The organism is Luteibacter sp. SG786, assembly GCF_011759605.1.
GTDB lineage: Bacteria > Pseudomonadota > Gammaproteobacteria > Xanthomonadales > Rhodanobacteraceae > Luteibacter.
This window is the reverse complement of sequence record NZ_JAAOYX010000002.1, coordinates 658,600-678,272: the sequence shown is the minus strand read 5'-3', so window position 1 is coordinate 678,272 and position 19,673 is coordinate 658,600. Positions and strand designations below refer to the sequence as shown.

General features: G+C 63.9%; 16 protein-coding genes. 10 read left to right on the top strand and 6 right to left on the bottom strand.

The genetic code is table 11. The features are described from left to right. Nucleotides 1–64 precede the first annotated feature (64 nt). Both rnpA and rpmH read right to left on the bottom strand, forming a co-directional pair. The gene (rnpA, locus tag FHS47_RS14890; protein WP_167029521.1) at nucleotides 65–445 is read right to left on the bottom strand and encodes a ribonuclease P protein component; all 381 of its coding nucleotides are present in this window, start codon (nucleotides 443–445) and stop codon (nucleotides 65–67) included. A 14-nt stretch (nucleotides 446–459) separates the two neighbouring features. Then, complete coding sequence (rpmH, locus tag FHS47_RS14885; RefSeq protein WP_008211413.1) at nucleotides 460–594, bottom strand: 50S ribosomal protein L34; 135 nt, start codon at nucleotides 592–594, stop codon at nucleotides 460–462. A 191-nt stretch (nucleotides 595–785) separates the two neighbouring features. Between rpmH and dnaA the strand changes: the two genes are divergently transcribed. The 9 genes from dnaA to FHS47_RS14840 all read left to right on the top strand — a co-directional run bounded on the left by dnaA (nucleotide 786) and on the right by FHS47_RS14840 (nucleotide 11,489). After that, a complete protein-coding gene (gene dnaA, locus FHS47_RS14880) occupies nucleotides 786–2,141 on the top strand; it encodes a chromosomal replication initiator protein DnaA (RefSeq protein ID WP_167029518.1) in 1,356 nt (451 codons plus the stop codon). 213 nt (nucleotides 2,142–2,354) lie between these two features. Continuing rightward, nucleotides 2,355–3,455: a DNA polymerase III subunit beta gene (gene dnaN, locus FHS47_RS14875; protein ID WP_167029515.1), complete on the top strand. Its 1,101-nt coding sequence runs from the start codon at nucleotides 2,355–2,357 to the stop codon at nucleotides 3,453–3,455. A 144-nt stretch (nucleotides 3,456–3,599) separates the two neighbouring features. Beyond that, a complete protein-coding gene (gene recF, locus FHS47_RS14870; RefSeq protein ID WP_167029512.1) occupies nucleotides 3,600–4,679 on the top strand; it encodes a DNA replication/repair protein RecF in 1,080 nt (359 codons plus the stop codon). Between the two features lie 243 nt (nucleotides 4,680–4,922). After that, nucleotides 4,923–7,367, top strand: coding sequence for a DNA topoisomerase (ATP-hydrolyzing) subunit B (gyrB, locus tag FHS47_RS14865; RefSeq protein ID WP_167029508.1), 2,445 nt, complete (start codon nucleotides 4,923–4,925; stop codon nucleotides 7,365–7,367). Between the two features lie 285 nt (nucleotides 7,368–7,652). Then, entirely contained in the window at nucleotides 7,653–8,954 is a 1,302-nt protein-coding gene (locus FHS47_RS14860; protein WP_167029505.1) for a tetratricopeptide repeat protein, read from the top strand. A gap of 197 nt (nucleotides 8,955–9,151) precedes the next feature. Further along, the gene (locus tag FHS47_RS14855) at nucleotides 9,152–9,814 is read left to right on the top strand and encodes an energy transducer TonB (protein ID WP_166700194.1); all 663 of its coding nucleotides are present in this window, start codon (nucleotides 9,152–9,154) and stop codon (nucleotides 9,812–9,814) included. A gap of 58 nt (nucleotides 9,815–9,872) precedes the next feature. Next, the gene (locus tag FHS47_RS14850) at nucleotides 9,873–10,643 is read left to right on the top strand and encodes a MotA/TolQ/ExbB proton channel family protein (protein ID WP_167029502.1); all 771 of its coding nucleotides are present in this window, start codon (nucleotides 9,873–9,875) and stop codon (nucleotides 10,641–10,643) included. A 13-nt stretch (nucleotides 10,644–10,656) separates the two neighbouring features. After that, complete coding sequence (locus FHS47_RS14845) at nucleotides 10,657–11,076, top strand: biopolymer transporter ExbD (protein WP_167029499.1); 420 nt, start codon at nucleotides 10,657–10,659, stop codon at nucleotides 11,074–11,076. A 5-nt stretch (nucleotides 11,077–11,081) separates the two neighbouring features. After that, nucleotides 11,082–11,489 carry a biopolymer transporter ExbD gene (locus FHS47_RS14840; RefSeq protein WP_072323403.1) on the top strand — a complete coding sequence of 136 codons (408 nt, stop codon included), beginning with the start codon at nucleotides 11,082–11,084 and terminating at the stop codon, nucleotides 11,487–11,489. Between the two features lie 167 nt (nucleotides 11,490–11,656). Here the strand turns inward: FHS47_RS14840 and FHS47_RS14835 are convergent, their stop codons facing one another. Together FHS47_RS14835 and FHS47_RS14830 are read right to left on the bottom strand one after the other, a co-directional pair. After that, nucleotides 11,657–12,400 (bottom strand): pyridoxine 5'-phosphate synthase, encoded by a 744-nt coding sequence (locus FHS47_RS14835; RefSeq protein WP_167029496.1) that lies wholly within the window; start codon nucleotides 12,398–12,400, stop codon nucleotides 11,657–11,659. Between the two features lie 145 nt (nucleotides 12,401–12,545). Then, complete coding sequence (locus tag FHS47_RS14830) at nucleotides 12,546–13,175, bottom strand: 4'-phosphopantetheinyl transferase superfamily protein (RefSeq protein WP_167029493.1); 630 nt, start codon at nucleotides 13,173–13,175, stop codon at nucleotides 12,546–12,548. 75 nt (nucleotides 13,176–13,250) lie between these two features. On the opposite strand from FHS47_RS14830, the gene FHS47_RS14825 reads away from it, so the two are divergent. After that, a complete protein-coding gene (locus tag FHS47_RS14825; protein ID WP_167029490.1) occupies nucleotides 13,251–16,733 on the top strand; it encodes a PAS domain-containing hybrid sensor histidine kinase/response regulator in 3,483 nt (1,160 codons plus the stop codon). A gap of 3 nt (nucleotides 16,734–16,736) precedes the next feature. Here FHS47_RS14825 and FHS47_RS14820 read toward each other — a convergent pair whose 3' ends face one another. After that, nucleotides 16,737–17,402, bottom strand: coding sequence for a response regulator transcription factor (locus FHS47_RS14820; RefSeq protein WP_167029487.1), 666 nt, complete (start codon nucleotides 17,400–17,402; stop codon nucleotides 16,737–16,739). Nucleotides 17,403–17,618: 216 nt separating this feature from the next. Further along, complete coding sequence (acs, locus tag FHS47_RS14815; RefSeq protein ID WP_167029484.1) at nucleotides 17,619–19,562, bottom strand: acetate--CoA ligase; 1,944 nt, start codon at nucleotides 19,560–19,562, stop codon at nucleotides 17,619–17,621. Nucleotides 19,563–19,673: the final 111 nt, after the last annotated feature.

Here is a 19,673-nt window from a genome sequence, read left to right as displayed (position 1 = left end):
TGCTTAGGCCAGATCCGAAGGGAGTCACGGCCTGCTGGCCGGGAAAGGCGGGAAAACGGTGAGGTCAACGCACGATTGTGCCGTCGGCACCCTCGCGCTTCAACGGCCGGATACGGCGGAACAGACCATCGAGCTCGGCCAGCAGGACCGTGCCCGGCTCGCCGACGGCGCTGTCGCGGGCCATGACAAGGATGTCGACCGGCGGCAGCGCGGGACGCGCGCGACGAAAGGCCTCACGGGCAAGGCGCTTGATCCGGTTGCGATCCACCGCGCGCTTGGAACAGCGCTTGGAGATGGCCAGGCCGAGCCGGGCGGTGCCGGCATCGTTGTTTCCGAAGCGCAAAAGAAAACAGCGGCCGCCGAGGCGACCGCTGACTGTTCGCAATGCAGCGAAGTCGGCGGCGCGGCGTAGCCGCGCATCGCGCGGCAAGGCGGCGGCGCGCACGACAGGCGAGCCGCTTACGGGATCAGGCGCTTGCGACCCTTCGCACGACGGGCGTTGAGGATCTTGCGGCCGTCGGCGGTGGCCATGCGGGCGCGGAAGCCGTGCGTGCGGGCACGCTTGAGCTTGCTGGGCTGGAAAGTACGCTTCATGGCGCTACATCCGGATGAAGATGGAAAAAGGCCTGAGAGTATGCGTGACATTCCGTAGGACTGTCAACCGCTTGGGCGAAGGACGACATGCCGGCCTTGCGATGGCCGGAGCCCGAGGTGGGGGCGGAACACTGGTAGACTTCGTCGTCCACCCCGCGCGCACGCGCCCTAAGCTGTGGCAAGAATACCTGATGAGTGATCTCTGGAGGCGCTGTCTCGAGCGTCTTGAAGGCGAGTTGACGTCCGAGGACGTCCATACCTGGCTGATGCCGCTGCAAGCCAGGGAGGACGGGCACGGGCTGTTCCTCTACGCGCCGAATCCCTATTCGCTGGACACCGTGCGCGAGCAGTACCTGGGCAAGATCCAGTCGATCGTCGAACACCTGAGTGGTCGCGCCCTGCCCGTTCGCCTGGAGGTCGGCTCGTCCGGCACCCGCGCGATGCCCGGCCGTCCGGCGTCGTCCATCGCACCCACGCCGTCCCAGGCGGCGCCGCGCGTGGCGGAGCCGGCGCACGAGCCGCCGCACGTGCACAACCTCGACCCGCACTACACGTTCGAAACCTTCGTCGAAGGCAAGTCGAACCAGCTGGGCAAAGCCGCAGCCATGCAGGTGGCCATGAACCCGGGGCGCGCGTACAACCCGCTGCTGCTCTATGGGGGCACCGGCCTCGGCAAGACCCACCTCATGCATGCCGCCGGCAACATGCTCATGCAGAACAATCCGGGCGCGAAGGTGCTCTATCTTCGTTCGGAGCAGTTCGTCAGCGGCATGGTGAAGGCGCTGCAGCAGAAGAACATGGACGACTTCAAGCGCCGCTTCCGTTCCGTGGACGCGCTGCTTATCGACGACATCCAGTTCTTCGCCGGCAAGGACACGACGCAGGAGGAGTTCTTCCATACCTTCAATGCGCTGTTCGAGGCGAAGCAGCAGATCATCCTCACCTGCGACCGCTATCCCAAGGAACTGGACAAGCTCGAGCCGCGCCTGAAATCGCGTCTGGGCTGGGGGCTGTCGGTAGCCATCGAGCCGCCCGATTTCGAGACGCGCGCCGCCATCCTGCTTTCCAAGGCGGCGGAGAAGGGCATGGAAGTGTCCGAGGACGTGGCGATGTTGCTGGCCAAGCGCATCCGCAGCAACGTGCGCGACCTCGAGGGCGCGCTGAACACGCTGGCGGCCCGCGCCAACTTCTATCGCAAGCCGATCACCACCGACTTCGCCGAAGAAACCCTGCGCGACCTGCTCAACACGCACGCGCAGGCCGTCACGGTGCCGAACATCCAGAAGACCGTGGCCGATTACTACCAGGTGCGCCTGTCCGACCTGCTCTCGAAGCGCCGTGTGCGCTCGCTGGCGCGTCCCCGGCAGGTGGCCATGGCCCTGTCCAAGGAACTGACCGAGCACAGCCTCCCTGAAATCGGAGAGGCGTTCGGCGGTCGTGACCACACGACGGTGCTGCACGCCTGCCGCACGATCCGCGGTTTCTGCGAGAAAGATGTACGCATGCGCCAGGACTGGGAGCAGCTCATACGTATATTGACGGGCTGAGAAGCTGTGGATAATAGGTGGATGGACGGAGGACGGTTTCGACGCCCAAAGTTATCCACAAGGCACCCACACGAAACCGCGTGTTGGAGCCAGTCGATATCTTGAATCAAGTTTTTGAATCTTAAATGGTTTTCTGGCTTTTCAAGATATCCACCGGCCCAACAACTACCACCAATAAAATCTTAAAAACTTAAAAGCAGGAGTAGGGGACGCATGCAATTCAGCATCCAGAGGGAAGTACTGCTCAAACCCCTGCAGCAGGTGGTGGGCGTCGTGGAACGCCGCCAGACGCTGCCCGTGCTGGCCAACCTGCTGGTTCGCGCCTCCGGTAGCGAGGTGTCCTTCACCGGTACCGATCTCGAAGTGGAGATGATCGCTACCACGGCGGCCGATGGCGTGCAGGAAGGCGAGATCACCATTCCCGCCCGAAAGCTCTTCGACATCGTTCGTGCGTTGCCCGACGGCGCGAAGATCGACATCAAATTGAACGGCGAGCGCATTGCGTTGAATGCCGGGCGTAGCCGCTTCACGCTGGCCACGCTCCCGTCCAGCGAATTTCCGACCGTCGACGAGATCGAACTGGTCGAGCGCGTCACGCTCCCGGAAGAGGTGCTGCGCGATCTCATGGACCGCACCGCCTTCGCCATGGCGAACCAGGACGTGCGCTATTACTTGAACGGCATGCTGCTGGATCTGCAGGAGCACACGCTTCGCTGCGTGGCCACCGACGGCCATCGTCTTGCGCTCAAGGAAACGAAGCTCGAAAGCTCCGTGTCGGCACGCCGCCAGATCATCATTCCGCGCAAGGGCGTGAACGAACTGATTGGCCTGTTCGAATCGGGCGAGGGCTCCGTCGAACTGGAATTCGGCCGCAACCATTTGCGTGTACGCCGGGGTGGTGTGGTGTTCACCTCCAAGCTCATCGACGGCCGTTTCCCGGACTACGAGGCCGTGATTCCGCTCGGTGCCGACAAGACGGCCACGATCGAACGCGATGTGCTGCGCAGCGCCCTGCAGCGCGCGGCCATCCTCTCGAACGAGAAATACCGCGGCGTGAAGCTGGAGCTGACCCCGGGCCGCATCAAGATCGTCGCGCACAACCCTGAGCAGGAAGAGGCCCAGGAAGAGGTGGAGGCGGAGACTGTCGTCGACGACCTGGCCGTGGGTTTCAACGTGGGTTACCTGCTCGACGCCCTGGGTGCCCTGCGTGGCGAGAAGGTGCGCATCAATCTTCGTGACGCGCAATCCAGTTGCCTGCTGCAGGAAGAGGGCAATGACGAGGCCCGCCACGTGGTGATGCCGCTCCGTCTCTGATTCATACGGCCGAAAGGTCGTGGCGAAACAAACCGTGGGAAGCGCGCTGGTGCGCGAAGGGCATTGCCGCAAGCCTCTTCGCCCGCCAGAGCGCTTCCCACAATGTTTTTCGGCGCCCGTCGCCGGATGGGCTAGGGTCCCCTGATGAAGTTCGAGTCGCTCCGGATCTCTGGATTACGTTGCCTTGAAGGGGTGGCCGTGACGCCCGCTGGCGGGATCAACGTGTTCGTCGGCCCCAACGGCGCGGGGAAAACCAGCATCCTGGAGGCTGCCTACCTGCTCTCCCATGGCCGCTCGTTCCGGGCAGGCTCGCGCGATGTGCTGTTGAAACGTGGCGCAGCCTCGCTCGCCGTCTATGCCGAGGTGAGGAAGGCTGACGGGAGCCTCCGCCGTCTGGGGCTCGGCCGTGAGGGCGGACGGTGGCAGGCGAGGGTGGACGGAGACCCCGCGGCCTCCCTGGGTGCCCTGGTGCAGGAATGCGCGGTGGTCTGCTTCGAGCCCGGGTCGCACGACTTGATCGCTGGCTCGTCCGACGAGCGGCGGCGCTATCTCGATTGGGGCATGTTCCACGTGGAACATGGTTTCGTAGGCCAGTGGCGGCGCTATCAGCGCGCCCTGAAGCAGCGAAACTCGCTGTTACGCCAGGGAGGCTACCCGGACCCCTCGCTTTTGGAACCCTGGGAGACGGAGTTAGCAGCTGCCGGGGAGGCGATCACGGCTTACCGGCGCGATTACCTTTCCAGGGTGATTCCCCATATCCAGGGCTTCATGGGGAATGTACTGCCGGAGCTGGGCGCCTTTTCACTCAGATACCGCCCCGGTTGGGACGAAACCTCCGATCTCTCAACCACGCTGGTCGAACGCAGGCAGAGGGATCTTGCTCGGGGACACACGACCGTCGGACCCCACCGGGCCGACTTCTCCGTCGCATTCGAGCATGCGCCGCTACGCGAACACCTTTCCAGGGGGCAGGAAAAGCTCTGTGCACTGGCTTGCCTGCTGGGGCAGGCTTCGCTGCACGCGGAACTGCGTGGTGAGTGGCCGGTCGTCTGCCTCGACGACCTTGCATCCGAGCTCGATCGCACCCATCAAGAGTGGGTAGTGGGGCAACTTCTCGGGCGCGACGCGCAGGTGTTCGTAACGGGCACGGAACTGCCGTCGGCTCTTGCTGGGCAGCCCATTGCGTTGTTCCACGTGGAACATGGAACGGTTGGGGCAAGCTAGGGACAGAAGACGGCAAGCGGGGCTAGCGGCCGCCGCGCTAGCGACCAGTCACTTGGGTTGTACAAGGCCCCTTCCACAGCCCGACGCACCCACATGGCCGCCCCCGACTGTTCCACGTGGAACACGAAGCGACGGACGTCCCATCCCGGCCACTCCAAAGAGCCACCCCCCAAATTTGCTATAATTTATGGATTGCCCTGCCGCCCATCTACGCTGCGTCGGGGCCCCATCACTGGGTATCGCATGAACGAACCTCTCGATCCGACGACGAATTCGACCGCCTACGACTCTGGCAGCATCAAGGTCCTGAAAGGGCTCGATGCTGTCCGTAAGCGCCCCGGCATGTATATCGGCGATACCGACGACGGCACCGGCCTCCACCACATGGTGTTCGAGGTGGTGGACAACGCCATCGACGAAGCTCTGGCCGGCTACTGCGACTACGTCAAGGTCACCATCCACCAGGACGGTTCGGTCGGCGTCGACGACAACGGCCGAGGCATTCCGGTGGACATGCACCCGGAAGAGGGCAAGTCCACCGCCGAGGTGGTGATGACCGTGCTCCACGCCGGCGGCAAGTTCGACGCGAACTCCTACAAGGTTTCCGGCGGCCTCCACGGCGTGGGCGTCTCGGTCGTGAACGCGCTCAGCGAGAAGCTGTGGCTCACGATCTGGCGTGACGGCAAGGAATACCGGCAGCAATACGCCCACGGCGAGCCCCTGGCCCCCATCGAGGCCGTCGCAGACGCCAATCGCCGCGGCACCCTCGTGCGCTTCCTGCCCAGCCCGGCCACCTTCACCAACAACATCGAGTTCCACTACGACATCCTGGCGAAGCGCCTGCGCGAGCTGGCCTTCCTGAACTCGGGTGTCACCATCGAACTGGTGGACGAGCGGAATGACCGTAAGGACATCTTCGCCTACGAGGGCGGCATCAAGTCGTTCGTGCAGCACCTGGCGCAGCTGAAGACGGCGCTGCATCCCAACGTGATCAGTTTCAGCTCGTTCTCCGAGGGCATCACCGTCGAAGTGGCGATGCAGTGGACGGACGCGTACCAGGAAACGATGTTCTGCTTCACCAACAACATACCGCAGCGCGACGGCGGTACCCACCTCACGGGCTTCCGCGCGGCGCTCACGCGCACGCTGCAGAACTACATCGAGAAGGAAGGCCTGGCCAAGAACGCCAAGGTGGGCCTCTCCGGCGACGACATGCGCGAAGGGCTGATCGCGGTCCTCTCGGTGAAGGTGCCGGACCCGAAGTTCTCCTCGCAGACCAAGGACAAGCTGGTTTCCAGCGAGGTGAAGACGGCGGTCGAGCAGGTCGTGAACGACAAGCTCGCCGAGTTCCTGCTCGAGCACCCGGCCGAGAGCAAGGCCATCGCCTCCAAGGCGGTGGACGCCGCCCGTGCCCGCGAGGCTGCCCGCAAGGCGCGCGAGATGACCCGCCGCAAGGGCGCGCTGGACATTGCCGGCCTGCCGGGCAAGCTCGCCGACTGCCAGGAAAAGGATCCGGCGCTTTCCGAACTGTTCCTGGTGGAGGGTGATTCCGCCGGCGGTTCCGCTAAGCAGGGCCGCAACCGCCGCACGCAGGCTGTGCTGCCGTTGAAGGGCAAGATCCTCAACGTGGAGAAGGCCCGCTTCGACAAGATGATTTCCTCCGCCGAAGTCGGCACGCTGATCACCGCGCTGGGCACGGGTATCGGCAAGGAGGAGTACAACCCGGACAAGCTGCGCTACCACCGCATCATCATCATGACCGACGCGGACGTGGACGGTTCGCACATCCGCACGCTGCTGCTCACTTTCTTCTACCGCCAGATGCCGGAGCTCATCGAGCGCGGCCATGTCTACATCGGCCTGCCGCCGCTGTACAAGGTGAAGCAGGGCAAGCAGGAGATGTACATCAAGGACGACAGCGTCCTGAACGAGTACCTCATCGCCAGCGCCGTGGACAACGCCTCGCTCGCGCCGGAAGAGGGTGCACCGGCCATCGACGGCGTGGCGCTCGAGAAGCTACTTCGCGATTACCAGGTGGCGCTCGACCAGATCCAGCGGCTCAGCCATCGCTTCGACGTGGTGACGCTCACTGCCATGATCGAACATGCACCGCTGGACGAGGGCCACTGGACGGATGCCGCCCGCATGCAGGCCTGGCTCGACGGCATCGCCACGCGCCTCAGTGCCAGCGGTTTGGGTAAGCCCACCTATGCGCTGCGTTTCCGTCCGGCACTGAACGAGCAGGGCGCTGCGATCGAAGTGGAGCGCATGCAGCATGGCCTGAGCCACACCTGGGTCATGCCGCAGGCGTTCTTCGCCGGCACCGAGTTCCGCGCCATCCAGGCGATCGCGCAGCAGCTCTCGCAGCTGGGCCTGCAGCCGGGTGCCGTGGTTCGCCGCGGCAATGCCTCGCGCGGTGTGCTCTCGTTCGCCGACGTGCGCAACTGGCTGCTCGACGAAGCCAAGAAGGGCCGCACCATCCAGCGCTTCAAGGGCTTGGGCGAAATGAATCCGGAGCAGCTGTGGGAAACCACGGTGAATCCCGAAACCCGGCGCATGTTGCAGGTAGGCATCGAAGACGCCGTGGCCGCCGATCAGATGTTCTCGATGCTGATGGGCGAGGCCGTGGAGCCGCGTCGCGACTTCATCGAATCGAACGCGCTGAAGGTTGCCAATCTGGACATCTGATCAGCCCTTAAAACAGCGCGCGGCAGCCTAAACGCCCGGTCGGACAGCGACCGGGCGTTTTTTATGCGCTCCGTCACAGTTCCGCGCCAGGTGGATAAAAATGGCGTTTTCAAGGCAACCTTTTACCTACAAATCGGTAAGCGCCAACATTCTCCTAACAAGTCATTGTTTTGACTCCTCTTTTTTCTTGCACTGCGACTTGTTCTTAGGAATCGAATCGGGTTAACCTCTGTAGTCCCCCGGAGAGCTGCCTTGTGCGGTGACTCCTACAACCGAGGTCATTCAATGAAACAGGGTTCCCTCAGCAAGTTCGCGCTCGCCACGGCCATCGCGCTTTCCCTCGTCAGCGGCGCGGCTGTCGCTCGCGACACCAAGTCCCAGGACAAGAAAGAAGCGCTGTACCCGAACGCAACCCGTACGGAACCCAAGCTCGACCTCAAGAGCGAAAAAGACCAGAAGGCCCTGAACGAAGGTCTGGACGCTGCGAACAACGGCGAGAAGGACAAGGCCATGCAACTCCTGCAGCCGTTGGCCGACGGCTCGGGCACGAGCAGCAAGTACGCCCAGGCGCTGGCCCTCCAGGGCATCGCCAACATGAAGTACAACGACGGCGACGTTAAGGGCGCCATCGCCACGCTGAAGCAGGCCCTCGACATCGGTGTGATGCCGAACGACACCTACTTCCAGCTGAAGTACATGTACACGCAGTTCCTCGTGGCCGACGAACAGTACGCTCCCGCGCTGCAGTCGCTGCAGGAATGGCGCAACGAGGGCAAGAAGGAAACCGCCGACTCCTACGGCCTCGAGGGCAACATCGACTATCGCCTCGAGAAGTATCCGGAAGCGATTGCCGCGATCACCAAGGCCAAGTCCATGCCGGACGCGAAGCCGCAGGGCTCGTGGGACCAGATCCTCGCCGCCAGCTATGCCGAGACGGGCCAGGGCGACAAGGCCGCCGCGCTCGCGACCGAAGCGCTGCAGAAGAACCCGAACGACGCCACGGCCCTCAACAATGCCGCCTCGTCGCTCATCCAGGCGCAGAAGTATCCGGAAGCCATCCAGCTCCTCGAAAAGGCGCGCAGCGCCGGCGCCTTCAAGGACGAGAAGCAGTACGTGAACCTTGCGAAGGTGTACCTCATCGACGGCCAGGATCACTCCGAGCGTCAGGTGGCGAATGCCGGCAAGGCCGCCGCGGTGCTGAAGGAAGGCTTCGACAAGGGCGTGGTGCAGAAGACGGGTGAGAACTACAACCTGCTCGGCGACTCCTACGTCACCGGCGACGACATGAAGAACGCACTCGCCGCCTACCAGGAAGCCGCGAAGGTCGCCACCAACGGCGAGCCGGCCCTGAAGGTCGCGCGGGTGCAGCTCCAGGAAAACCAGTACGCCGCCGCTGAAAAGTCGGCGACGGATGCCATCAGCAAGGGTGTGCAGCATAAGGGCCAGGCCTACATGCTGCGTGCGGAAGCCAAGCGTGGTCAGAAGAACAAGCAGGGTGCCATCGCGGACATGAAGCTCGCGGCCCAGGACCCTGAAACGTCTGCCAAGGCCAACGCCTGGTTGAAAACCGCAGGTACCGGCAAGTAAGCGGTTGTAAAGACCCGGAAGGGGGGGATATGAATCGATATAAATCCGCCCTTCAGGTGCTATACAAACGCCATATGCTGGTGTAACTTGCATATCTTTCCGCTTGCAGAAACCTGCGTTTTCGGCATTGTCAAGCCGTCGACGCCGGACGAGCAGTGCGGGCTCACTTCCGCTTGATTAGCTCTTGATAGTGACTGATGGCCTCAAGTAACGAATCAACCGGCCAAGCGCCGTTCAGTTGGGGGCGCACAAGTGCGTTGGCAGTAGCCATCGCGCTGCACTCGTTCGCCTTCCTGCTGCTGGTCGCGCCCATGGCGCCGCCCAAGACGCAGGAAAAGCAGAAAGAGAAGGTGGTGCAGGTCGACTTCATCGAACCGCCGCCGCCTCCCCCGCCTCCCCCGCCGCCGCCGCCGGAACCCCCTAAGCAGCCGCCGCCGAAAATCATCCAGCAGGTGAAGCCGCCGCCGACACCGCCGCCGCCGGCCCCGCCGCCGCCGGCCGTTGAAGAGGCGAGCACGAATGCCGTTCCGGCCCCGCCGCCGGCGCCTCCCGCGCCGCCAGCTCCGCCGGCCGACATCGCGCCTAGCGAGAATCTGTCGTACCGTCAGCGTAATCCGCCAAGGTATCCGCCGCAGGCGATCCGTCAGCGGCATGAAGGTACGGTGGTACTTCTGGTCCTCGTGGGTGTCGACGGTTCGCCGAAGGACATCAAGGTCGACCAGTCGAGCGGTTTCCGCGAACTGGACAAGGCAGCGCAGGATGCGGCAAGGAACTGGCGATTCAACCCGGGCAAGCGAGGCGGTCAGGCCGTCGAAGGCTATGCACGTGTCCCCGTTACGTTCAACCTAAACCAGCTGTAAGTTAGTCCTCACACTTACTTACATCTCTGTTCACGCTTGACTTCCCAAGGGTAGCGTTATGTTGCAAGACACCTCCGCTCAGCCTGCTAATCCAGGTCAAAACTCCAATGCCGACGCCCTCAAGCAGATGGGCTTCGATCACCTGATCCACAACTTCGACTTCCTCGGTTGGATTGTGTTCGTGGTGCTGGTCGCGATGTCCGTGCTCTCGTGGTACTTCATCGTCGCCAACTTCATCCGTAACAGCATGGTGCGTGCTCGCGCCGACAAGGTCATCCAGGGCTTCTGGAACACCTCGTCGACGCAGGAAGCCATTCGTATGCTCGAAGAGCAGCCGAAGGGCGAACCGTTCTCGAAGATCGCTCTCGATGCCGCTTCGGCCGTGGCTCACCACCAGCAGGCTGCTGGCGGTCGTCTCGCCGAGACGCTGTCGCGTTCGGAATTCATCGACCGCGCCCTGCGCCAGGCCGTCGCTCGCGAGAGCCTGCGTCTGGAAGGCGGCCTGACCCTGCTCGCCACGGTCGGTTCGTCGGCCCCGTTCATCGGTCTTCTCGGTACGGTGTGGGGTATCTACCACGCGCTGATCGGTATCGCCGCTTCGGGTTCCGCGTCGATGGACAAGGTGGCCGGCCCCGTCGGTGAGGCGCTGATCATGACCGCGTTCGGTCTGTTCACCGCTATTCCGGCCGTGCTTGCGTACAACTTCTTCATGCGCTCGAACCGCCTCACCTACGCCCAGTTCGACGAATTCGCGCACGACCTGCACGACTTCTTCGCCACCGGCGCCCGCGTCGAAGGCACCGCTCCGGCTGCCGTCGTCAAGAAGTAAGAGGAACTGACCCATGGCTATGAGCAGCGGGGGCAACTCCGGTGGTCCGATGTCGGAAATCAACGTCACGCCGCTGGTCGACGTGATGCTGGTTCTGCTGATCATCTTCATGATCACGGCGCCGCTGATGTCCCACAAGGTCCAGATCGATCTGCCGAAGGCTAATCCGAACGTTAAGGATGACACCCCGGTCGAACCGATGGATCTCGCGGTCAAGCCGGACGGTACGTACTTCCTCAATGACGGCGAAGTCACTGAGGCTGAACTGAAGGCCCAGTTCGCGGTTGCGGCGGCGAAGTCGCCGCAGCCGGAACTCCAGATCCGTGCCGACCGCACCACCGAATATCGCGTGGTGAAGAAGATCCTTGGCGATGCCAAGGAAGCCGGTATGGTCCACGTCGGCTTCATGTCGACTGGCAAGGCGGGGGAGTAACGAACATGGCATTCAGCTCAGGCAACTCCGGTGGCCCGATGTCGGACATCAACGTCACGCCGCTCGTCGACGTGATGCTGGTGCTCCTGATCATCTTCATGATCACGGCTCCGATGCTGTCGCATAAGATCAAGATCGATCTGCCGCAGCCGAACCCGAACATCGTCAACCCAGAGAATCCGCCGGATCCCGTCCGGCTGCAGATCCGCCAGGATGGCTCGCTGTATTGGAACGACACACCGGTCGACGAACTGGGCCTGCGCGCCCAGATCGCGGTGATCGCCCAGCAGTCGAACCAGCCGGAACTGCAGATCGACGCGGATGACGCGGTTCAGTACGAGGTCGTGGCACGCGTGCTTTCCGACGCTAAGGGCCAGGGCCTGACCAAGATCGGTTTCGTCAACGCGCAATAACCGATCGGTTTGTCCGGTAAGACGAGAAACCCCGCCTCACGGCGGGGTTTTTTTGTGTTCTTGTGATCTGTGTGGGAGCCGCTTCAGCGGCGATGGGTGCTCGCGACAAGCCTGCCCGCTGCCGCGGGATCGCCGCTGAAGCGGCTCCCACAGAGTGCTATTCGGCACTACTTCAGGATGTCGAGGTAAGCACGCACCGTGTTGCCGAGGCCCTGATAAAGCGCCTCGCTAATCAACGCATGCCCGATCGACACCTCGGCCAAACCCGGAATGGCGGCCTTGAACGTGCCGAGGTTCGCCTGGCTCAGGTCGTGGCCCGCGTTCACCGCAAGGCCTGCCTGTTGCGCCCGCCGTGCGGTATCGGCGAAGGCGGCCAGTTCCGCGCGCGCGTCGCCGTCGTGGAAGGCCTTCGCATAAGGTCCTGTATAGAGTTCGATACGCTGGATACCGATGGCCTTCGCCGCTTCGAATCCATTGCCGCCGGCGTCGACGAACACGCTGACGCGGCAACCCAGTTCGCGAAACGCCGCAACCACCGGCTTCAGCGTCTCGATGTCCTTGGTGAGGTCGAAACCGTGATCGGAAGTGATCTGCCCATCGCCGTCCGGCACGAGCGTCACCTGCGTGGGGCGCACTTCCCTAGCCAACTCCAGCAGGCCCGGATAGGCGCCACGCGGCCCCGCGAACGGATTGCCCTCGATGTTGTATTCCACCCGCCCGCGCAGCAGGCCGGCCAAGGTGCGCACGTCGTTGGGCGTGACGTGACGCATGTCGGGACGGGGGTGCACCGTGAGACCGCCGCACCCGGCATCGATGCAGCAATTGGCGGCGGTGGCGATATCGGGTTCGTCGCCACCCCGGGAATTGCGCAGGACGGCGATCTTGTTGAGGTTGACGCTGAGGAGGGTCATCGACGGTCCATAAAAAAATCGCACGCCGCCAAGCGCAGCGTGCGTAATGACTGTCATCCCAGCATAACTCGCCACGTCCCTGTGGCGCACTCCACGGTCACACTCACACACACAGGTAATCAGACACGGCTCGCCGGGAAAAGGTTCAAAGCGGAAATGTGAAGACGCGGAGCGTGCGTGCTTCGCCGCGCCAGGCGACGGCAGCCACCAGTCCGTCGTTCAGCGAGAGACGGTGTACCTGCCACTCCCCTGCGCGGCCCACGTCTCCGTCGAAGGTGGCGGGCAAGGCGCCTTCATCGTCCAGCGTGAATGAGACCCGATGCAGGCCATACGATAGCCCGCCGCCGTGCGCCTTGAGCACGGCCTCCTTCGCCGTCCACAAGGTGAGGAAGCCCTCCAGGCGCGCACTCTCGGGAAGCGCCCGCAGGCAAGCCGTCTCATCGGGCGCGAAGAACCTCTGTGACAGTTCCAGTGCGCGCGCCCGCGGCCGCACTGTCTCGACGTCCACGCCCACCTCGAAGCCTGCGCCACCACGGCCGAGGGCCAGCAAGGCCACGTCGCCGCTATGCGACCAGTTGAAGCCCAGTGTGTCGTGCGGCGGCGCGAAATGCGGCTTGCCGTGCTCGCCCCGGACGATGGCCGCGTCCTCGGCGCCGGCATAGCGCTGGAGAATCCCGGCAAAGGCGCGCTCCCCGGCACCCCCGGCCCAGCGGCAGCGCCAGATGTGGATGTCGTCGGGGGCCAGCGGTGGCAGTTCGAGTTCTTCGTGGTTCATCGGGGTGAATCGTAACGCGGCAAAGACAAGAAGCCTTCCCTACAATGGGGCCGTATCGCCCAGGGGAGGACATAAGTGATCGCAGGCTGGCTATTGCTGCTGGTGTCGCTGCTTTATGTGGGCTTGCTGTTCGGCATTGCCTGGCTGGGCGATCGTCGGCCGCTCTACCCCCGCCAGCCGAAGCTCCGGCCGCTGGTCTACAGCCTTGCGCTCGCTGTGTACTGCTCGTCGTGGACCTTCTACGGCGCGGTGGGCACCGCCGCCGTCTCCGGTCTCGCCTATTTGCCGATCTATCTCGGCCCCCTGCTGCTGTTCGTGCTCGGCTTCGGCTTGTTCGAACGCCTGGTGCTCGTGGCGCGCGAACGCAACATTACATCGATCGCCGACTTCATCGCGGCACGCTTCGGCAAGTCGCATGGATTGGCGGCGTTGGTGGCCGTCATCGCCGTGGTCGCTGTCATTCCCTATATCGCCCTGCAATTCAAGGCAGTGGCCATGTCGTTCACCGTGCTCGGTGCCGGCAATTCCGCCTGGTGGTTCGGCGACACCGCGCTGTGGTGCGCCGCGCTGCTCGCCGTGTTCGCCATCCTGTTCGGCACGCGCAACATCGACGCCACCGAACACCACCACGGCATGATGTTGGCGGTGGCTGCGGAGTCGTTGGTGAAGCTGCTGGCCTTCGTTGCCATTGGCGTCTATGCATACATGCACGGTCCCGGCTTCGTCGAAACGCTGCGCGCACCCATGCTGCAGCTGGACAAGGGCAACATGCCGCCGGGATTCGTTGCGCAGACCTTGCTCGCGTTCTGCGCGATGTTCTGCTTGCCGCGGCAATTCCAGATCGGCGTGGTGGAATGCGAAGACCCTCGCGACCTGAACCGGGCGCGCTGGTTCTTTCCCATCTACATGATCCTGATCTCCGTGGCGGTGCTGCCGATCGTCAGCGCGGGATTGAACCTCCCGCAGGTGACGCAGGGCCATGTGGATGCATGGGTGCTCAACTTGCCGATCGCACTCGGCGACAGCGGCGTGGCGTTGCTCGCGTTCGTGGGTGGATTCTCCGCCGCCACCGGCATGGTGATCGTCGCGGCCGTCGCACTCGCCACCATGATCAGCAACGACCTCGTCATGCCGGCCCTGCTTCGCGTGAAGCGGTTCGACCTGGAGCGTCGTGGCGACCTGTCCCATATCGTTCTGCTTGTGCGCCGCGTGGCCATCGTGGTGTTGGCCGCGCTTGCGTATGTCTATTACCGCATCATCGCCGATGCCGAAAATCTCGCGGCAACAGGCCTGCTCTCGTTCGCCGCGGTGGCACAGTTCGCGCCGGCCATCGTGTCGGCCTTGTACTGGCGCGGTGCGAGCCGCGTGGGTGTCTACGTCGGCTTGCTGGCCGGCTTCACCGTCTGGGCGTACACGCTGCTGCTCCCCGCCATGACGCGTGCCGGCTGGCTGCACTCCGCGTGGATGGACGAAGGTCCCTTCGGCATGAGCTGGCTCAAGCCGACCGAGTTGTTCCACCTCACGGGATGGGAGTCCGTCACGCACGGCACCTTCTGGTCGCTGCTGTTCAACGTGGCGTTCCTCGTGTTCATCTCGCTGCGTTTTCGTCCCAGTGTGGCGGAACGACTGCATGCCGCGCTCTTCGTCGATCCCTTCGTTCGCAGCGCTACCGGCGCCGGCGATTGGCGCGGCCGGGTGACGGTACGCGACCTGGGAACCATCGCGGGACGTATCGTCGGCGACCGCGTGACGATGCGCGCCTTCAACGAATACGGGCAGCGCCATGGCGTGACGCTCTCCCCCACCGACTCGGCCGACCGCCCACTTATCCAATTCACCGAACGTCTCCTCGCCAGCGCCGTGGGTGCCGCGAGCGCGCGCCGCATCCTCATGGGCGCGCTCTCGGGTACTGGCCTCGACATTGCCGAAGCCATGGCGCTGATGGACGAGGCATCGCAGGAACTGCGCTTCAATCGCGAACTACTTTCCACGACGCTGGAAAACGTATCGCAAGGCATCAGCGTGGTGGACGGCGAGATGCGCCTGGTCGCCTGGAACCGGCGTTACCTTGAACTCTTTGGCTATCCGGACGGCATGGTGTACGTGGGCCTGCCCGTGGCCGACCTCATTCGCTGGAATGCGGAACATGGGGAATGCGGCCCCGGCGAAGTGGACGAGCACGTAGCCAAGCGCATCCGCTACATGCGCGCCGGCTCGCCACACGTGTTCCAACGCGTTCGCCCCGATGGCACTGTGATCGAAATGCGCGGTCGCGCCCTGCCGGGCGGCGGCTTCGTCACCACGTTCACCGACGTCACCGCGTACAAGAGCGTGGAGCAGGCGCTCATCGACGCGAACGAGACGCTGGAACAACGCGTGGAAGACCGCACGGCGGAGCTTTCGGAAGCGCTGAACGCCACGGCCATCGCGCGGCGTGAGGCCGAAGCGGCCAACGCGTCCAAGACGCGTTTCCTCGCCGCGGCGAGCCACGACCTTCTGCAACCGCTGAACGCGGCTCGTCTCTTCACTTCCGCCCTGCGCCAGCATCCGGGGCTCGATGGCGAAGTGGCCCAACTGGCGGAACGCATCGATGCGTCGTTCCGCGCGGCGGAAGACCTGCTCGATGCACTGCTCGACGTATCGCGACTCGACGCAGGAAGCTATCGTCCCGAAGTGGCTCCCTTCGCGTTGGCCGACCTGTTCGATTCGCTGCGACAACAGTTCGCCGTGGTGGCCGAACAGCGTGGCCTTACGCTGCGCGTTGCCCCCACCTCGCTCGCCGTGCGCTCCGACGCGCAGCTGCTCCGCCGCATCGTCGCCAACTTCCTGTCGAACGCGCTGCGCTATACGCGCTCCGGTGGCGTGCTGCTTGGCGTTCGGCGCACGGGAAGCACCGTGCGCATCGAAGTATGGGATAGCGGCCCCGGCATCGCCGACGAACAGCAGGCGAGAATCTTCGGCGAGTTCCAGCGCCTGGAGCGTCCGTCGCCGTGGGGAGAAAAAGGACTGGGCCTCGGTCTCTCGATCTGCGATCGCCTTGCCGGCATCCTCGACCATCCGCTGGGCCTGCGCTCCCGCGTGGGTGCGGGTAGCTGCTTCAGCATCACCGTGCCGCGGGCGGAAGCGGTATCGCGCAAACTCGTTCCCGCCGTCGTCCGGCCCGGTAGCGAGCAATTGCCGCTGACCGTGCTGTGCCTGGACAACGACGAGGCGATTCTCGAAGGCATGTGCGCCCTGCTGGGGCGCTGGGGTGTGGACTGTCGCGTTGCGCTGGACGCCCACGCCGCGCTGGAGATCCTCACGGCCACGCACGTCGACCTGATCCTGGCGGACTACCACCTCGGCGATGGCATGGACGGCCTGGAGGCTCTGCATTTCATCGGCAGCAAACTGGCACGCGTGCCGCCGGCGGCCATGGTCACAGCCGACGGGAGCACCGAACTGAAGCAGCGTGCCCGCTCGCTCGGCTATCCCCTGCTACACAAACCCATACGCCCGGCGGCGCTGAGAGCCTTGCTGGTGGCGTTGGTGAAGCGCGCAGGAACGCACGCGGCCTGACGTTCAGCCTTCCTGCGATACCCCGGGAAACGCTTCCTTTTCCACATCCAGGTGGCTGGCAGCCAGCGCCACCTGCGTGCGGTTGGACACGCCGAGCTTTCGCATGATCGCGGTCATGTGCGCCTTCACCGTGGCCTCCGACACACCGAGGTCGAAGGCGATCTGCTTGTTGAGCAGGCCCTCGGCGATCATGTTCAAGACCCGGAATTGCTGCGGCGTGAGCGAGGCGACGCGCGCGGCCACGTCGGCTTCGTCGGCCTTCAGCTCCACGCTGCCGCCAACGAGCTGATGCGGCAGCCACACATCGCCGTCGAGTACCGCGCGCACCGCTTCCACGATCTGTTCCACCGCGGCCGACTTGGGAATATAGGCCGACGCCCCGTGTGCCAGCGCGCGTCTCGCGATCTGCCCTTCCTCATGTCCCGACACGACGATCGTCGGGAGCCCCGGGTACTGCCCGCGGATATGCGCAAGCGCGGAATAGCCCCGCGCTCCCGGCATATGAAGATCCATCAAGAGCAGATCCGCATCCGGCAACGACTCGATCAGCGCGAACAACGCCGGCACATTGTCCGCAGTGTGCACCGTGGCACCCGGCACCGCCGCCAGCACCGCGCGCTGGAGTGCATCGCGGAACAGGGGATGGTCGTCGGCGATGAGGACATGCATGTCTTGAGTAAACCGTAAGAGAGTGAGCAGTGAACCGTGAACAGTGAACCGTGAACCGTAGCAGCGAGTCGTGACGCAGGCGGAAGTGGAACGGAAACAGCATGCAGTGAATCGAGGGCTTGACAGTGAAGCGCCAGTCCTACGCTTCACTGTTCACTGTTCACTGTTCACTGTTCACTGTTCACTGTTCACTGTTCACTGTTCACTGTTCACTGTTCACTCCTTGATCAATCGCTCTTCCACGAGGTTCTTCACCACACCGGGATCGGCCAATGTGGAGACATCGCCGAGCTGGTCTGGCTGGTTCTCCGCGATCTTGCGCAGGATGCGGCGCATGATCTTGCCCGAACGCGTCTTGGGGAGGCTCGGCGCCCATTGCAGATAGTCGGGCGCGGCAATCGGGCCGATCTCCTTGCGCACGCCGGCAATCAATTCCTTCGACAGGGCTTCGCTGCCGGTTTCCCCGGCCACCAGGGTCACGAACGCATAGATGCCCTGTCCCTTGATGTCGTGCGGGCAGCCGACCACGGCGGCCTCGGCAACCTTCGGATGGGCCACGAGGGCGCTTTCCACTTCCGCCGTGCCGATGCGGTGGCCGGACACGTTGATCACATCGTCGACGCGCCCCGTGATCCAGTAATAGCCGTCCTCGTCGCGTCGCGCGCCGTCGCCGGTGAAGTAATTGCCGGGATAGGTCTTGAAGTACGTGTCGACGAAGCGCTGGTGGTCGCCGTACACCGTGCGCATCTGGCCAGGCCAGGAATCGGTGATAACAAGGTTGCCGCTGCATGCGCCTTCCTGCGGCTTGCCGTCGGTATCCACGATGGCGGGCTTCACGCCGAAGAAGGGCAGGGTGGCGGAGCCGGGCTTGAGACCGATGGCGCCGGGCAGCGGGGTGATCATGAAGCCGCCGGTTTCGGTCTGCCACCAGGTGTCCACCACCGGGCAGCGCTCGTCGCCCACCACGCGGTAGTACCAGTTCCAGGCTTCCGGGTTGATCGGCTCGCCCACTGTGCCCAGCACGCGCAGGCTCTTGCGCGAGGTTTTCTTTACCGGCTCCTCGCCCTCGCGCATCAGCGCGCGGATGGCGGTTGGCGCCGTATAGAAGAGCGTGACCTGGTGCTTGTCCACCACCTGCCAGAAGCGGCTGTAGTCGGGATAATTGGGCACGCCGTCGAACATCACCACCGTGGCGCCGTTCGCCAGCGGGCCGTAGACCACATAGCTGTGCCCGGTCACCCAGCCGACATCGGCCGTGCACCAGTAGATGTCGTCTTCGCGCAGGTCGAAGGTCAGTTCATGGGTGAGGCTGGTATAGACGAGGTAACCGCCGCTGGTGTGCAGCACACCCTTGGGCTGACCGGTGGAACCGGAGGTGTACAGGGTAAATAGCGGATCTTCCGCGTTCATCGGCTCCGGGTCGCACACCGCGGACTGGCCTTCCATCAGCGTGTGGTACCAGCGGTCGCGCGGCGATTGGAACTGCACGGCCCCGCCGGTACGCCGCACCACCACCACGGTTTCCACGCTGTTCGTGCGCGGACGGGTCAGCGACTCGTCCACGTTCGCCTTCAGCGGAATCTTCTTGCCGCCGCGGCAACCTTCGTCGGCGGTGACGATGAGCTTGGCGCCGGAATCCGCGATACGGCTGGCGAGGGAATCCGGCGAGAAGCCGCCGAACACCACGGAATGCACCGCGCCGATGCGTGCGCAGGCGAGCATGGCCACGGCCGCTTCGGGAATCATCGGCAGGTAGATCACCACGCGATCGCCCTTGGCGATGCCCAGGTTCTTCAGCGTGTTCGCGAACTTGGATACCTCGGCATGCAGCTCGCGATAGGTCAGGCTGCGCGTCTCACCTGGGTCGTCACCCTCGAAGATGATGGCGGTCTTGTCGCCGCGTTTTGCCAGGTGGCGGTCGAGGCAGTTCGCCGACACGTTGAGCTGGCCGTCTTCATACCAGCGGATGTAGAGGTCGGCCGGGTCGAACGAGACGTTTTTGATCTTCGTGGGCGGCACGATCCAGTCCAGGCGCTGGCTCATGTCCTTCCAGAAGCCTTCGGGATCCTGGACGGACCGGGCGTACATGCGCTCGTAGTCGTCCTTGCGGATGCGCGCGGTGGCGGCGAAGGCGGGATCGACCGGGTGAAAATCGGACATGCTGGCTCCAGAGGGCTGTGCTATGGCATGAAGTTTAGCGTCGCGGCGCAGCATTAAGGTGCGGAGCCGCTACGACTTTGGTCGAGGTTCGACCTTTGGCGAATGGCAGCC